12 protein-coding genes and 1 CRISPR repeat array are annotated in these 16034 nt (G+C 73.3%); of the genes, 8 read left to right on the forward strand and 4 right to left on the reverse strand.

Annotation, left to right across the window (positions count from 1 at the left end; genetic code table 11):
- Window positions 1–297 precede the first annotated feature (297 nt).
- Complete coding sequence (locus tag AB0E96_RS26230) at window positions 298–1380, forward strand: transposase (RefSeq protein WP_359827831.1); 1083 nt, start codon at window positions 298–300, stop codon at window positions 1378–1380.
- An 85-nt stretch (window positions 1381–1465) separates the two neighbouring features.
- On the opposite strand, the gene AB0E96_RS26235 is transcribed toward AB0E96_RS26230, so the two are convergent.
- Together AB0E96_RS26235 and AB0E96_RS26240 are read right to left on the reverse strand one after the other, a co-directional pair.
- Window positions 1466–2011, reverse strand: coding sequence for an SMI1/KNR4 family protein (locus tag AB0E96_RS26235; protein ID WP_359827832.1), 546 nt, complete (start codon window positions 2009–2011; stop codon window positions 1466–1468).
- A gap of 643 nt (window positions 2012–2654) precedes the next feature.
- A complete protein-coding gene (locus tag AB0E96_RS26240) occupies window positions 2655–3440 on the reverse strand; it encodes a DUF2785 domain-containing protein (RefSeq protein WP_359827834.1) in 786 nt (261 codons plus the stop codon).
- Between the two features lie 362 nt (window positions 3441–3802).
- Between AB0E96_RS26240 and AB0E96_RS26245 the strand changes: the two genes are divergently transcribed.
- Window positions 3803–4849, forward strand: a complete 1047-nt coding sequence (locus AB0E96_RS26245; protein ID WP_359827835.1) for a HEAT repeat domain-containing protein — start codon at window positions 3803–3805, stop codon at window positions 4847–4849.
- A 145-nt stretch (window positions 4850–4994) separates the two neighbouring features.
- A CRISPR array of direct repeats spans window positions 4995–5267; the repeat unit is 29 nt; unit sequence GTCCTCCCCGCACCCGCGGGGGTCAGCCG.
- Between the two features lie 171 nt (window positions 5268–5438).
- On the opposite strand, the gene AB0E96_RS26250 is transcribed toward AB0E96_RS26245, so the two are convergent.
- A complete protein-coding gene (locus AB0E96_RS26250; RefSeq protein ID WP_359827837.1) occupies window positions 5439–5768 on the reverse strand; it encodes a hypothetical protein in 330 nt (109 codons plus the stop codon).
- Window positions 5769–6237: 469 nt separating this feature from the next.
- Between AB0E96_RS26250 and AB0E96_RS26255 the strand changes: the two genes are divergently transcribed.
- From AB0E96_RS26255 to AB0E96_RS26280, 6 genes are all read left to right on the forward strand, one after another.
- Window positions 6238–7311 carry a helix-turn-helix transcriptional regulator gene (locus AB0E96_RS26255; protein ID WP_359827838.1) on the forward strand — a complete coding sequence of 358 codons (1074 nt, stop codon included), beginning with the start codon at window positions 6238–6240 and terminating at the stop codon, window positions 7309–7311.
- 422 nt (window positions 7312–7733) lie between these two features.
- The gene (locus AB0E96_RS26260; RefSeq protein ID WP_359827840.1) at window positions 7734–8963 is read left to right on the forward strand and encodes an MFS transporter; all 1230 of its coding nucleotides are present in this window, start codon (window positions 7734–7736) and stop codon (window positions 8961–8963) included.
- A 137-nt stretch (window positions 8964–9100) separates the two neighbouring features.
- Window positions 9101–9685, forward strand: coding sequence for a ribosome-inactivating family protein (locus AB0E96_RS26265; RefSeq protein WP_359827841.1), 585 nt, complete (start codon window positions 9101–9103; stop codon window positions 9683–9685).
- Window positions 9686–9914: 229 nt separating this feature from the next.
- Window positions 9915–10784, forward strand: a complete 870-nt coding sequence (locus AB0E96_RS26270) for a LysR family transcriptional regulator (protein WP_359827843.1) — start codon at window positions 9915–9917, stop codon at window positions 10782–10784.
- An 868-nt stretch (window positions 10785–11652) separates the two neighbouring features.
- On the forward strand, window positions 11653–13809 hold the full coding sequence (locus AB0E96_RS26275; RefSeq protein ID WP_359827845.1) for a HEAT repeat domain-containing protein: 2157 nt from the start codon (window positions 11653–11655) through the stop codon (window positions 13807–13809).
- Window positions 13810–13944: 135 nt separating this feature from the next.
- Window positions 13945–14994 carry a hypothetical protein gene (locus tag AB0E96_RS26280; protein WP_359827846.1) on the forward strand — a complete coding sequence of 350 codons (1050 nt, stop codon included), beginning with the start codon at window positions 13945–13947 and terminating at the stop codon, window positions 14992–14994.
- A gap of 269 nt (window positions 14995–15263) precedes the next feature.
- Here AB0E96_RS26280 and AB0E96_RS26285 read toward each other — a convergent pair whose 3' ends face one another.
- On the reverse strand, window positions 15264–15743 hold the full coding sequence (locus tag AB0E96_RS26285) for a hypothetical protein (protein WP_359827847.1): 480 nt from the start codon (window positions 15741–15743) through the stop codon (window positions 15264–15266).
- Between the last annotated feature and the right edge of the window lie 291 nt (window positions 15744–16034).

Raw genomic sequence — 16034 nt, forward strand, 5'->3', positions numbered from 1 at the left:
CCGATCCCGTGGGCGCACCTTGCTGGTTCGATGATCGAGGAGGGCGCCGGAGCGACACATCCGCCGTGAGAACGGAGCGCCTCACCCTCCCGGGGAAGGCCGATCCACACCTTGTGGCGGCCGGGCACTCTGCCGTCGGCGCCATCGGGTGACGTCACTTCGGGGGAACATCCGCAGCACTTGAGATCGCCGACTGCTGCCCGAACCGCTGACCGATCGCTGCTACTTCACGTGAACGAAACCACCCGCCCGACGGGCGCGTGCCGCCCCCGGCTCGGACAAGCGGCAAGGACGGACATGACCAGCGTGACGTACGACGGCCCGGAGATCACCGGCGGAGTCGACACCCACGGGCTGGCCCACCACGCGGCGGTGATCGACCGGCTGGGCCGGCACCTGGCCGGCCAGGAGTTCCCGGCCACTGTCGCCGGCTACCGGGACCTCCTGGAGTGGATGCGCTCGCACGGCGCCCTGCGCGCGGTCGGCGTGGAGGGCAGCGGTGCCTACGGCGCCGAGCTCGCCCGGGTGCTGACCGCCGCAGGGGTCACGGTCCTCGATGTGGACCGGCCGGCCCTCAAGGTGCGCCGCCTGCGCGGAAAATCCGACCCGATCGACGCCTACGCGGCCACCACGGCGGTGGCCGCCGGCCGGGCAGTCGGTGTCCCCAAAAGCCGCGACGGCGTGGTCGAGGCCATCCGGGTGCTGCGATGTGCACGCCGCAGCGCGGTCAAGGCCCGCACCCAGGCGATGAACCAGATCCGCGGCCTGCTCGTGTCCCCACCGGCGGTGCTGCGCGAGCAGGTCGCGGGTCTGGAGCGGGCCCTACTGGTCCGCACTCGCCCGGCTGCGGCCCGGAACGGACCTGTCCGCGCCGCTGGCCGCGACCAAGGCCGCCCTGCGGCGCCTGGGCCGCCGCCACCAGGCGCTCAACGACGAGATCACCGAGCTCGACACCGAGATCGGCCCGCTGGTCAACAGGCCGCCCCGCAGCTCTTGGCCCTGTTCGGGTCGGCTCCGAGACCGCCGGCCAGCTCCTTGCGTCGGCTGGCGACGATCCCGAACGGGCAGCGCTCCGAGGCGGCGTTCGCGCACCTGGCCGAAGTCGCACCGATACCCGCCTCCTCCGGCCGCACCCACCGCCACCGCCTCAACCGCGGCGGCGACCGGGCCGCCAACAACGCCCTGCACATCATCGTGCTGACCCGCGTGCGCTACGACGAGCGCACCCGTGCCTTCGTCGCCCGCCGCGCCAAGGAAGGGCTGTCGAAGAACGACATCACGCGGTGCCTCAGGCGCTTCGTCGCCCGCGAGGTCTACCGCGCGCTCACCAGCACACCATCAACCAAGATCACGCGAACCGATCTTGCTCCTGCGGCTTGACGTCTATAGGAGCATCACCGCCACTGCGGAGAGAGCGAGGTCTGCATCGACGAGCTCGGCAGCCGCACGTGAACGCCGTGCTGGGTCACAGCGGTTGCCGCCAGCTGCGATAGGCGTGTGGGGGCCTGTCAAAGCCTCTGTCGCTGAAGGGGTTCGGCAGCGTGCCGTCGAGGGTGCCGGTCAGGAAGTCGCCGAAACCCACGGCGAAGCGGACCCAGGGGTCCTCCTGGAAGTGGTGCTGGCGCTTGAAGACGACGACATCCCAGCGGTCCGGGTCCCGGGTGTCGCAGAGCCAGAAGGCCACGTCGCCGTTGGCACTGCCCGCGAAGGGGAGAAGCCTCCTCTCCTTCAGGTCCTCGGGCTCGGTGCCGGTGTGAGCCGCCGGTTCGTCCCTGGGGTCGAAGTCCAGCCCATCGATGAGATCGCCGTACGGGGAGCCGTTCACCGGCGGCGTGCTGACGCCGAGGTACTCGTCCAGCTCACCGCCGCCGTAGAGCGTGACGAAGTCGCGGTAGTCGGCGGGCAGGCGCAGGCCCGTGGTCCGGGCCAGATCCTCCCAGTCGACGGTGTCGCCGGGGGTGCTCGGCTCCCCCAGCAGGGCTGAGAGGCGGGTGACGGCCGGGTGGACCATGACGATTCTCCTCCATGGGTGGCGCGGTTCGATCAGTCACCGTATTGCCCGGCGCAGCCCCAGCCGCAAGCCGCCGTCGCCGAACGCGGGAGTACACCGGGGCTGCCTCGACGGGACGTTGAGCGGGCCCCGGAGAAACCTACCTACCGACCGTGATGGTCGTCCGACCGACCTGGGCGCGCGCAGGGCGGCCATGACGTGCCCGAAGGCGGGGGCGGCACAGGCCTTGACCGGGCGTGAGGCGGAAACACGATTCCCCGCCGGCCGCGGTTTCGTGTCGGCGCGACTCCCCCGTCCTCGTGGTCGCGAACCCCATGGGAACAGTGACCGCCCCCGGGCACGCGCCGCCGCCGGCATCCGACGCGGTTCGGGCGGGGGCGGTCGGCTCCGCACGCACGAGTACCACCCGCCGGCTCAACTCGGCCCCGGACGACGAGGCTCTGTCCCGGCGTCTCGTCCTGGTCCTCTCCCGGCCCGTCCCCCTGTGCGGCCGGGGCCGGCGGCAGATCGCTGCGAGCGCCGGCCGCGTGCTGTCGGCGGCCGGGTCGAGTCCGGCCGTGGCAGGGGGTCGTGCCACGCGCCGACGCGAGAAGTCGGGCAGGCCGACTTCTCGTGCGCCTGCCACCCGGTCCCGCACCCCCGCCTACGGGAGCAGCGGGCGCAGGACCGCGGCCACCCGGGCCTTGACCGCGTCACCGCAGGCGAGCGGGACCGGGTTCCCGCCGCGCTCCGCGGACACTCCGAGGTCCGCCAGGAGGTACAGGGCGCGCAGGGTACGGACCGAGTTGGAGGCCCAGACCGGCATCGGCCCGCGCTCGTACGGGGCGAGGGCGGCGCCGACCTCCCTCAACCAGGCCGTCGACCGCTCCGGCGTCAGGTCGGGACGGGTGAGGACGAGGGCGACGGCCTTGGCGAGCCGGTCGTCCTCCCGTTCCGCGAAGAGGTGGTCCGTCGTGGCGAGCAGCCGTTCGGCGGCGAGTGCGAGCAGCAGCTCGGGGTCGACCTCGGGCCGCAGTCCGCAGGCCCCCAGCAGGTCCGCGCCGTGCGCGACGGCGTGCAGCCAGCCGAGTTCGTCGTCGCGGCCCCGCAGGTCGGTCTCCGAGCGGTACCAGGCGGCGAACGCGTCGAGCCACTCGGGCCTGAGACATCCCCGGCTCACGATCATCCTCAGCACGAGCGGGGCGAACGTCCTGGCCTGGATCCGAGGATCGGTGAATCGCTGGGCCATCAGATCGCCGAGCGCGAGCAACCCGTCCCCGTCGATCACCCCGCGCCGGATCCAAGTGTCCAGTACCGCGTACGGGTAGCTGTCCCGGACCTCCGGGTCCGGATCCCCCAGAGCGTCCGCCAGCTCTGCGGTCAGGTCGTCCAGCCGGCGCCCTTCGGGAAGTGCACAGTCGGTGTCGTGGATCTCGCGCCAGTTCGTCACCCACGGCACCCTACCGGCGGCCGCCGACCCCGCTCACCTGCATTCTCCGGGCCCGGCCGGGCGAACGGGGGCGCGCTGCCGGGGTGCGTGGGAAGTCGGCCCGGCCGACTTCTCACGCGAACCCGCCCCCGCGTTCGGCCGCGCCCACCACCTCGGTACCGCAACAGCCCCCGGCATCCGGTCTCCCCACACGATCCACACGATCGCCCGGAAGCCCACCCGCCCCGGAGCGGCATCGGAGCGATCGCCGCCACCGGGCGGCCCACGGCGAAGCCGACCACCCACCGCGGCCGGCCACCGGAGCCGGCCCGGAACCGGAAATTCCCTGTCCCCCACCGGGCCCCTCGGGCAAGAATGCGCGCATGGACAACGTGACGGGGCCGGTGGGGCACGTGATGGCGGCGGCGCGGACGGCGAAGGCTTCGGAAGCGGACGACGACTGGCACGCCTACTGGACACTCGCACGGGAGGCAGCGGAGGCGGAACACGCCGAGACCACCCTGCGCCGCGGGTCGGGCCTGCTGGGCTCGGCCGATGCCCTGGAACGCCAAGTGGGCTGCGATCTGGTGGGCCTCGCGGCCGAGGAACACGAGTCCCTGCGCGGCGAAGCGGCCACCGCCCTGATCGCGCTCGCCGCAGCGGAGACGGAGTCCGGCGTCCTGTCCTCCCTCATCTGCGGCCTCGGCCGGGCACAGGACCCGCGCGCCGTTCCCGTACTGGTGAAGCTCTCCGAACACGAGGACGCCGAACTGCGGCGGCACGTCGCCTCGGAACTCGCCTTCGTCCACAGCGGCCTGCCCGACGGCCCCGACATCCGGGCGCTGATCCGGCTCACCCGGGACCAGGACCCCGAGGTCCGCGACTGGGCCGCGTTCACCCTGGGATTCCAACTGGAGCAGGACACCACCGCCATCAGGGACGCCCTGTGGACATGCACCACCGACGAGAACGGCGAGGTCCGAGAAGAAGGCGCACGGGGCCTGGCCAGACGGCACGACCCACGGGCCGTCCCCCTGATCGCGCAGCTGCTGCAATGCGACGCCGACGACCACACCTTCGCCATCCGGGCAGCCGAGATCCTGGGCGCCCCCGAACTCCTCCCCGCCCTGAACACTCGCGAGCCCGACTCACCCGAAACCGCCCAGGCCATCGCCGCCTGCGACCCGGCACGCCGGGCCCGCATCGAGAACGACGCCTGGGCAGTCGTCATCGAGTTGGACCGCCTGCGCCCCGACCTCGGCGCGGCACTCAGCTCCCCGCGCTACGAGTCGGTGCACAACATGAAGGTGACCCACCGGGAGACGGCCGACGCCGGCTACGACGTGGCCTCACTCCTCACCCGCGCCGGCGGAGACCCGACCCGGGCCGCCGAACTGGTGGCGGCCGACCTCGCGGCTCCTGCGAGCTGAGACCGGGCTCGCGGACTGACGCTCTCTCGGAATCCTCGGCCATCGCCACATGAGATGATGCACAGGCCCTCTGACACCTCGATACCCCTCAAACAAGCTCCGCAAAGAAACGGTAAAGCCCCCGCATCACCCCAGCTCGCGAAGGGTCCTCCCCGCACCCGCGGGGGTCAGCCGTTGGCGAGGTGGATGCTGCCGCCGGTGATGGCGTCCTCCCCGCACCCGCGGGGGTCAGCCGGGTGTGGCCGGCAGCCAGGTCCAGGTCGGCGAGTCCTCCCCGCACCCGCGGGGGTCAGCCGACGGTGGCGTAGGCGCCGTACTCGGCGGCGGCGTCCTCCCCGCACCCGCGGGGGTCAGCCGACTCCGAGTTCGCCCGGGTCCATCTGGCCCCAGTCCTCCCCGCACCCGCGAGGGTCAGCCGCCGCCGTCACGGTGGCGGTGTGCTGCCCGGCCACAGCGGGGCGCGCCACGGGCCCCGGGCCGCTCGCGGCAGTCGATCCACGGCACCGGCATGGACTGCAGAGATGGATCCTTCGAACCGTCAGTAGGCCGCGTTGGCATGGTCGTTGAACCAGTCGGGCAGGTTCGGCCATCATTCGCCCGCGCCCGCGTCGAAGGTCATGCCGTCGCCCGAGAGGTGCACGACCTGTCCGGGGTAGGCGGCCCAGCTCCTGAGCGAGGAGACCTTGTGGTTGACCAGGACGGGGAAGACCGTCCAGGTCCCGATCTGGAACTCCCAGCAGTCACCCGTGTAGTTGTAGTTGGTGAAGACCTGCCCGTACCCGGCCTGCCCGTAGTGGGTGCAGTTGCCCGCCGCCTGGGCGCTGGGCGCGGTGACGGCGCCGAGCACCCCTGCGGCCGCGGTCGCGATGGCGACGATTCCGGCCTTGAGGCGGGGCTTGTTGAGTGTCGGGCGCAGCATCTCGGTCTTCTTTCGTGGCGTGGTGTCCGGCGCACACGTGATGATGGTGCGTCGTCGGGCGTACGGAAAGTAGCGGTCCGGCCAAGATGGTCAGGGAAGTCGCCTCATGATGATCTTGACGTCCGACCGCAGCGCTCGGCGGCGGCCAAGTGCTCCTCGGGCGAGGTCAGTCCGGTCGGGCTCCTCACGGTGGTCCCAGAAGGTGCCCGACTCGCGGTCCCACCTGGCAAACCGGTCCTCACGCCGCCGTGGCCCGTCCTCCGGCGGCGTCGCGCCCGTCACGGTCACTCGTTCCCGGTCGATGCCGCTCGGACGGATCTCCTGTCCGGCTCCGTGTGTCGAGTAACGTGGCACCGGCCGGTGGTCGTACGGCCGTACGCGGTCCTCATCCCCTGGGAGGAGCCGGGACGCCGTCTCTCCACCGTTCGATGCATGGGTGGGACGCGAACTGCCGTGCTAGCTTCCCCGCATGGGGCGACGTGGGGTGGCGGCGCGGGCCGCGATCGAGGGGATGCGGGAGCTGGCCGGGGCCGGGTTGGCGGCTCCCGAGGTGTTCCGGCGGGCGGATGAACTGCTGCGTGAGGTACTGGAGTTCGACGCGGTGTGCTGGCACACCGCGGACCCGGTCACCGGACTGGTGAATTCGGTGCAGAGCGAGGACCTCACTCTGGACGGGTTCGAGCACGCCGTGCGCCTCGAGGTGTGGGCGGACGACGTGGCGACGTTCTCCAAGATCCGGCACAGCGGGGTGCACGCCGAGACACTGACCCGCGCCACCCGTGGCAGTCTGTACGACAGTGTGCGGTTCCGGGAGCAGGTCGCGCCGGCCGGGTTCGGGGACGAGCTGCGGGCGGTGTTCGACGCGGCCGGCGGCATGTGGGGGTGCGCGGCGTTCCTGCGGGCGCCGGACCGCGGCCCGTACCTGGAGCGCCACCGTGTGATCGCCGACGCCGCCGCCCGGCACCTGGGCCATGCGCTGAGGTCGTGTCACGTACCGGCCGGGGCACGGGAGGAGGAGGCGGACGCGAATCCGGCGGTGCTGGTGCTGGACCGGCGCAACCGGCTGCAGGCCCTGTCCGGACCGGCCGAGGAGTTGCTGGCCCGGCTGGCCGACCCGACCTCGTCCTCGCTCGCCGTCCCGACCAGCGTGGCGATGGCCGCCGAGCAGGCCCGCCGGGCGGCGCACGGGCTGCCCGTACCGCAGAACCCGGTACGGGTGCGGTCCCGGGACGACCGCTGGTACCTGCTGCACGGTTCCGCCCTGCGCGGGGGCGGGGCGGCGAACGCGGTGACGGTGGTGGCCGCGCCGGCCACGCCGGCCGAGGTGATGCCGCTCTACCTGGCCGCGTTCGGGCTGACGGCGCGCGAGCAGGAGGTGGCGTTGCTGCTGGTGCGCGGCCATGACACCAGGGACGTGTCGCGGGTGCTCGCGATGACGCCGTACACGGTGCAGGACCACCTGAAGTCGGTGTTCACCAAGACCGGGGTGGGCAGCCGCCAGGAGCTGCTCGCGCGGATCATGCTCGGCGGGCAGCGCTGCTGACCCGTGCGGCGGCCGCCTGTGCGGGTCGCACGGTGAGCGGCGCGGCGGAGTCGGGCTCGGACACCGGCTCGGACACCGGCTCGGGCTCGGACACCGGCTCGGGCTCGGACACCGGCTCTTGCCCGGGCTCCCGCGATCATCTCCGTTCGCGATAACTGACATCCCGAAGCATCGCCCCGGAGCAGGAAGCAACGGGAGCGTGCCGGCGCTCGTACCCGTGTGACGGCAGCGAGGAAGCTGCCGTCACCGCCCGCCCGCGCCGGCCTGCCCCGGCCGGTCACTGCTTCCAGAAGGTGAACATGTCCGCCTCGCCCGACGTCCCGACCGCCTCGCGCCGATCCACCGCGCCCCCGGCACCCGGAGCCGCGACCCCAACGCCAGCAGCCGCAGCCCCATCCACCGCCCCGACGGCCCCCCACGGCGTGCCGGGCTGGCTGATAGCCCTGTTCGCCGTCGCCTCCGGCATGACGGTCGCCAACCTGTACTACGCCCAGCCGCTGCTCTCCTCCCTCGGCGAGGTCTTCCACACCGGCACCGCCACCACCGGGGCCCTGATCACCCTCACCCAGGTCGGCTACGTCATCGGCATGCTCTTCCTCGTCCCGCTCGGCGACCGCCTGGAGAAGCGCAACCTGATCACCGTTCTGCTGACGGTCACCACGCTCGCCCTCCTCGCCGCCGGGTTCGCCACCAGCTTCCCGATGCTGCTGATCGCCTCGCTGGTCAGCGGCGCCACCTCGGTCGTCGCCCAGATCCTGGTGCCGTTCGCCGCCGGCCTCGCTCCCGACCACGCCCGCGGCCGGGTCGTGGGCCGGGTGATGAGCGGTCTGCTCACCGGCATCCTGCTCTCCCGAACGGTGAGCAGCCTGGTCTCCGACCTGGCCGGCTGGCGCGCCGTCTTCCTCGGTTCCGCCGCGTTGATGGCGCTGCTCGGCATCGCGCTGCGCGTCGCCCTGCCCTCGCACGCCCCGACCACCACCGTCCCGTACCACCACGTGCTGCGTTCCACCGTCCGGCTGGTGCGCACCCACCCGGCCCTGCTGCGCCGCGGCCTGTACCAGGCGGCGATGTTCGGCGCCTTCAGCGCGTTCTGGACCACCGTCTCCTTCGTCCTGACCGGCCCCGGCTTCCACTACTCCGCGGTCGGGGTCGGCCTGTTCGCCCTCGTGGGCGCCGCCGGGGCGGCCGTCGCCCCGTTCGCCGGGCACTGGGCCGACCACGGGCTGACGCGCCTCATGACCGGCCTCGCCTTCGTGGTCGCCGCCGCGGCGTTCGCCCTCGCCGGGTTCGGCGGGCGCAGCGTCGTCCTGCTGGCCCTGGCAGCCGTCCTCCTCGACATGGCCGTCCAGGCCACCCTGATCCTCGGCCAGCACACCGTCTACCAGCTCGACCCGGCCGCCCGGGCCCGCCTCAACAGCGCCTTCATCGCCATGTTCTTCGTCGGCGGGGCCGCCGGCTCCCAGCTCGGCTCGACCCTCTTCCACGCCGGTGGCTGGACTGCCGTCTCCGTCCTCGGTACGGCCCTGCCCCTGCTCGCGCTCCTCTACTGGACCACCGAGCGCCGCCGGGCGACGCCGGTCGAAACCGTTCCCGCTTCCGCTTCCGTTCCCGGTCCCGGTCCCGCTTCCGTTCCCGGCCCCGTCGGCGAGTGACCTCCGCGGTGCCGCACTCCGGTGCACGGGGCGGCCAGGCCCCGTGCACCGAGTGGGCACCGAGGCCCCCACACGCGTCCTAATGTCCTGAACGCAACCACCAGTCGAGAGCTGGCGGCCGTTCAGGAACTGGAAGCATGCTGAAGAAACCCGTGGTCCGGTCCGGTATGCTCTCGCTCTGCGCAACCGTCGGCATGGTCACCACGCTGAGCGGCACGGCACACACCACCGAACGGCGTCCCCTCGAGATCCGGGTGATGGACGGCGGCACCCGGCTCACGTCGATCCACATCCGGTCGGACAACCCCTACGTGGCCGGCTTCTCCTCCCCCACCACCAGCCGGCACTACGTGTTCGCCGACGGCCGGTCACAGGAGCTCAACGGCGGGCTCGGCATCACGAACGCCCGCATCATGCCGAACACGAGGGCCTGCACGGCCCTCCCCGGCGGCAATAACCGGCAGAACCTGACGCTCTCGCCCGAGACGATCCACAGCGCCATCCAGCAGCTCCACCAGGCGAACGGGCACGGCGACCACCTTGGCCGCGCCCTACCGGTCACGATCCGGATCTTCTCCGGGGCCGCGCGGTTCTCCCCGGTCTCGGGACGCGGAACCAGGCCCGGTCGACCACCGTCCTCGGGCACATCGTCCGGCCCCTCACGGAGCCGGCCCGACGCCCTCGGCTTCGTCGAACTCCGCCGCTCCGTCTCGAAGCGCTGAACGCCCGGCCCCGGGCTCGGAACACTCACGCCCCCACCCGGACAGCGCCGCCCCGCTGCGCGAGAAGTCGGCCGGTCCGACTTCCTGCGCAGCAGGGCACCCGGCCTCGGCCGCCGAGGCCCGATCGACCCACCGCCCGGCCCCCTACGATGCGGTCAAGAACCAACCCCGCCCCCGTCCCGTGCCTCACCAGCGGATGTATGGGGCACGGCCCGACCAGGAGTTGACGATGGACCTACGGCAGATGGAGGTCGTGGTCGCGGTGGCCGAGAGCGGCGGCTTCACGGCGGCGGCACGACGGCTGCACGTCGTCCAGTCCTCCGTGTCCGCCACCGTCCGCGCCCTCGAACGCGAACTCGGCACCCCCCTGTTCGACCGCACCACCCACCGCGTCGCCCTCACCCCCGCCGGCGAAGCCTTCGTCCCCGCCGCCCGCGCGACTCTCCGAGCCGCCGAACTCGCCCGCGAAGCCGTCGACGCCACCCGCGGCCGACTCCGCGGACGGGTCACCGTCGGCACCATGCAGGGCGTCTGGGCGGGCCTCCACCATGCCCTCGCCGCCCTGCGCGCCGAACACCCCGGCGTCGTCGTACACCTGCGCCAGGCCGCCGTCGCCGACATCCGCCAAGCCCTGCGCGACGGCACCGTCGACCTGGCCGTCGTCGCACTCGACCGAGGACAACAACGCGGCCTCACCACCAGGCTGCTGTCACGCGAGACCATGGTCCTGCTCGCCGCACCCCGACGGGTGCTCCCCGGAACCACCCCGGACGGCGAGGTCAGCCTCGCCGACACCGCCCGACTCCCCCTGGTGGACTTCACCCCCGGCTGGGCCATCCGCGACGCCGTCGACCGCGCCTTCCGCGCCGCGGGCGTCGACCGCACCACGACCTTCGAAGTGAACGACATCGTCGCCGCCGCCGAACTGGTCCGCAACGACCTCGGCGTCTGCATCATGCCCAGGTCCATCGCCGACCGCTTCCCCGACCTCCCCCAGTACCGCTTCGACCACCACGCCCCGACGTGGAAGGTCATGGTGGTACGCCCCCCGGGCGAAGCCCCGCCGGCGGTCGCCGCACTGCTGCGGCACATCACCTGACGAGCGCCGCGCAGGGTCCCACCGGGGCATGGACCGGCAGAGAACCCGCAGTGCGGCTCCAGCCCGTCCGGACGCTCGGCCTCCAGCCTCGCCCGGGGTCCCCGAGCGCTGGATCAGCCGGACGGGAACCGCCAGGCGTGCCGGTTCCTTGACACAGCATCGGCTCGCCAACGGCGCTGATAGGGTCGAGCATCGCCACAGCGGGCCTTGCAAAGAAATTGCAAAGCCCCTCAATCGCCCCAGGTCACAAAGGGTCCTCCCCGCACCCGCGGGGGTCAGCCATCCGCCGGGACTCGACCGCACGGTACGCCCAGGTCCTCCCCGCACCTGCGGGGGTCAGCCGGACAAGGGCGCACTGGTGCCCGGGTTCCGCGCGTCCTCCCCGCACCTGCGGGGGTCAGCCGACGACGGTGCGGACGGTGTACCGGCAGGGGCCGTCCTCCCCGCACCTGCGGGGGTCAGCCGCTGATGCAGCAGGGCGTCCCGCTCGCAGTCGCGTCCTCCCCGCACCCGCGGGGGTCAGCCGGTAGGCCACGGTGACGTACCGGCCGCGCGGGTGTCCTCCCCGCACCCGCGGGGGTCAGCCGGTTCCGGGCGGGTGGATGGGTTCCGTGCGCCTGTCCTCCCCGCACCCGCGAGGGTCAGCCGACCCCGCGCACCGCGTGCGCGACGATCCACACGTCCTCCCCGCACCCGCGGGGGTCAGCCACGCACCATGTTCACCTACACCGCGCGGACGAGGACCCGGCCGTCTGAAGTGGCGGGCTGGGTCACCTGCCACTCGGACACTGCTCGAACAGCTCGTCCCACTGTGCGTCGGGATTCGCCCCTGTTGGCGGTGTCAGTACCTCGTGTCACTGTGCGGCCCATGATCAACATTCTTGACGGCGTCGACCTCGTCGACTGGTCGTCCATGGGTCACGCCTACGGTCCGGCCGACGAAGTCCCGCTGTGGCTGGAGCAGATGGCCTCGCCCGACCCCGACGTCCGGGAGGGGGCGTTCAGCAGGTTCTACAGCTCGGCCCACCACCAGGGCGACGTCTACTCGTGCACGGCAGCGAGCCTGCCGTTCCTGTTCGCGCTCGCCGGCGATCCCCGGACGCCCGACCGCGCGGCCGTCATCCGGCTCCTGCTCAGCATCGGCAGGGCGGCGCTCGACCGCGACCCCGACGGCGTCTACTACAGTCCGTCCGGCCACGCGTCGACGCCCCACGCGGATGTCGTGCCTCAGATGCGTGAGCGCGTCGAGGACTTCGTCCGGCACGCGGCTGACCCAGACCCACAGGTGCGGCGGGCCACCGTCCCGGCCCTGGGGCTGTTCCTCGACGACGCCGACCAGGCGTTCGCCCGGCTGCGCGAGCGGCTGGCGGCCGAGAGCGGCACTTTGGAGCGGCTCCTGGTCATCGACGCGGCCGCGACGCTGGCCCTGCGGCTGCCCACCGCGCTGGGCCCGGTGACGACCTGGCTCGCCACCCTGGCGGCCGACTCCGGGCTGGACGCCGACATCCGGCTCGCCGCCCTCGTCCACCGGGCCGCCTGCGCACCCGAGACGATCGACGCCGGTCTCGTCCCGACCGCGACCGACCTGCTCCAGCAGCTCACACACGAGCCCGCGCCCCAGGACGAGATCGACGCCGGGCAGGACGACGCCGGGCAGGACGACTGCGGGCAGTGCACCTGCACGGACGACGACTTCGCCACCGCACCGGCGACAGCACCGAACCGGGATGTCCCGCCGCAGCTCGCCGCGGCCTTCGCCGACCTCGACCGGCAGGACCGTGTACACGCCCCGACCACCGAGCTGCTGACCACCCTTCACCGGGTACTGGACACCCGGTTGCCCGAGCGCACGGCCCTGCTCACCGCCCAACTCTGCAGCCTGGACCGGGCCACCCGGTACGACGCCATCAGGATGGCCAGAGCCCTGATCGACTCCTGGCGCGGCGACCACTCCGACCTCGTCCGGCTGCTCGCCGACTGCCTGCTGCCCCAGGACCCGTACACTGCCGCCGAAGCGGCCGACACCCTCAGGCAACTCCCCGTCACCCTCGCCGAACCCGCCCGCGAGGCCCTCGCCGTCCTCGTCGAGGCCCACCGGGCCGCCCACGGACCGACCGTGTGGGCCTCGCCGCACCCCCTGTTGCGCCGAGCCCATCAGGAGGCGGTCACGGCACTGGCCCGCCTCGGCGACGAGCGCGCCCTGCCCGGGCTGTTGACGGCGCTGGACACCGACGCCGATGCCTGGCGCGCGGTGCAGGTCGCCGGCCACCTCCCCCAGGCCGCCGGGGAACTGCTTCCCCGGTTGTCCCGGCGCCTGGCCGACGCGGACTTCGCGCGGGACTGGTCCTGGTCGGACGCCTGCGCGTTGGTCGCTGCCCTTCGCCGGCTCGGCGACCCCGCAGCCGTGCCCGCACTCACCGCAGCCGTCACCGCCTCCGTTCGGCAGGAGCAGTGGCGCGGCGCCGCCGCGGCCCTCCACGCGCTGACCCGCTTCGGCACCGCAGCCGCGCCCGCTCTGGAGACGGTCCGGCCGCTCGTCGAGGCCGAGGACATGGACCTGCGCCTCGCCGCGGCAGAAGCCCTGTGGGCCCTCGAACGCGATCCCACGGATGTCGTACCGCGGCTGACCGACCTGCTCGACACCGACGCGCAGCGGGACGCGGCCGACATCCTGGGCCGGATCGGGGCGCCGGCGACCGCGGCCCTGCCCTGCCTGCGGCAGCTGCTCCACGCCGAGGACGAGTGGACCCGGGTGCACGCCGCCGCCGCGATCCACGACATCGGCGGCCCGGCCGAGGCGGAGGTCGTCCTACCGGTGCTGCTGGAAGCCTGGGAGCGGGAGGACTCGACCGCCAAGCAGGTACTGGAGTGCCTGCGGCGGATGGGCCCCGCCGCCGCGCCCGCCCTTCCGCTGGTCCGTGCGGAATGCGCCCGGTCCCGCCGCAGCGGGGGTTTCTTCATGATCGTCGAGGAGGACGAGGCACTCCGGCGCACCGCCCTCGCCGTCATCGACCAGCTGGCCTGAGGCGAGCCCGCTCGGCCCGGCCCCGGGGGAACCCGCAGCACGGGCGGCCCGGTCCTGGGGCCGCCCCGAAATCCGATGGATCCTCCGCCGTGAGCGCGGCACAATCCCGGGGAAGCCGCAGCGGGGGGAGCCTGTTTGGACGTGTTCGTGTGCGCCGGTTGTTCGGCCGAGCTGACGGCGCCGGTGTCCCGGGTCGCACTCCCCGTCCACACCCACTACGGCGCCTGGGAAGAGCTTCACCCTCCGCTGATGGAGCCGTCGACGTACGCGGTCGAGCCACGGCCCACCGGACCGCCCTGGCGGTCGTGGGAGAAGGTCGGGGAGGAGGCCGCTGCCCGGCAGGGCGTGTACGCGCCGGTGTACGCCGTCTCCTTCGGCGCGCGGGACAGGATCGTCATCGCGCCCGGTGACTCCCGGTCGATGACCTTGATCCTGGAGAAGTGCGAGGGCTACTGCCGGGGCGTGGACGGCCGGGCCGGGCCCAATCTGGCCTGTACCGGGTGCGGACGGGCCGTGGCGACCCGGATCGACGACTGCGGCTCGTGGCAGACGGTGTGGCTGGAGCCCGACGCGGTCGTCCGCCGCCCCTCGGGGGTGCCGGCCGGCCCGCTACCCGACTGGGCGGACCTGGAGCGTACCGACCACCGCGCCCCGCCCGTCGAACCCGACGGGTCGTGGAGCCGCCGGTGGGAGGCCGCCGTCGGCGTCGCGCTGGCCCACCTCGTGGCGGCCACCGAGAACCGGCCTGTCACCCTCCCCGCCGGCCCCGTCGCCGAACTGCTCGGCCACGCCGTGTCCCGCTACCTCCCGCCCGGTCCCGACCCCCGCGTGGTGGCGTTGGCCGGCCCCGGCGTCCCCGGGCCCCGGCCCGACCCCGACGTCCTCCTCGTCCCCCGCCACCCCGGCACCGGCGACCCGTGGCGCCCACCCGACCGCGAGGCGACGGTGGTACCGCTGGACAGCGGAGTCTGGGCATACCTCGCCGGCCCCGCGGAGGAGACCTCGCCGACACCCGCCACCGGGGTGCTCCCGGCGGGTGTCCTGCGCGACGACTACCCCCTGCCGCCACGCCCCTGGTACCCCCTCGAACCCCACGGCGAGGCCTTCAGGGACACCCTGGTCGGGCTACCCGCGATCCGCGGCCCCAGGCTGCGCGGGTATCACGACGCCGCGTACCGCTCGTGAGCGCCCGTGACCGTTCCCCAGGGTCTCGGCCGCGCGGCCCGATCACCTCGGCCAGGCCCTCGACTCCACAGGCCCGGTCGTAGTCGTCCGCTGCTCGGTGGATCACCCTAGGGCGTGTCTGACAATTGGCGTCGGATCAGCGTGCGGCGTTGGGGTGCGTGCATCGCAAGGCGGAGGAGGGAGCCACTGCGGAGCATTGGCGACCGACGACAACGCGGCGAGGTGCGTGCCCCGGCGTCGCACGCCCGGCGGGAATTGTCAGACACGCCCTAAAGCAGCGCGCTCCAGTACGGACAGCGGACGTAGGGCAGCGGCGGCGCACAGTGGTCGACGCTCCCGGACAGCACCGGGCCCCGCTCCGACCGGGCCACTCCGGGCGAGCTCGCGGTCAGCCCCGCCTCACCCGACTCGCCGAAGCGCAGTGCCAGTCGGTACCCGTCCGGGGTGGCCGCGGCGACGCCCGGGCGGTCCCGGCCGGCGTTCAACGAGGTGATCGTCCAGCCGCGCCGCCGCCAGTGCCGCTCCACCACGTCCGCCAGCACCGCCCGCCGGGGCAGCGAGACCACGGTGAGGAGGTCCCGGCCGCGGGTGACGTACCAGAGCAGCTCCGACGCGTGCCCCGGCAACGGCAGCCGCGCACCCGCCCGAGCGGGCGACCCCTGCCAGACCGGCGCCGGACGGACGGCGTCCAGGGTGTCCTGGAGCAGCGTCTCGCAGCGCTCGGCGGCGTCGAGCTGATCGACCGCCACCCGGCGCTGCGCCCACCGGACCGCCGCGCCCCGCGCACCACCGGACCCCTCGGGGCCTCCGGGGCCACCGCCCGGGCATCCGACGTTCAGTTCGGCACCACCTGACTGCACAGGGCCCTCCGTACTCCCCCCGGCGTTCAACCCGGGCAGGCATTCCGTCACTCCTTGGACGGCGAGCGGGTACGGGCAGTTCCCCTCCCGGTACCGTCCCTCACCGTTCCCACACCTTCGGCCCGCACCGCGCGGTACGGGGCCCCGCCGGCCGACCGGCCCGCCGCCCGCCCCGCCGCG

This window comes from Kitasatospora sp. NPDC036755, assembly GCF_040636595.1.
Taxonomy (GTDB): Bacteria; Actinomycetota; Actinomycetes; order Streptomycetales; family Streptomycetaceae; genus Kitasatospora.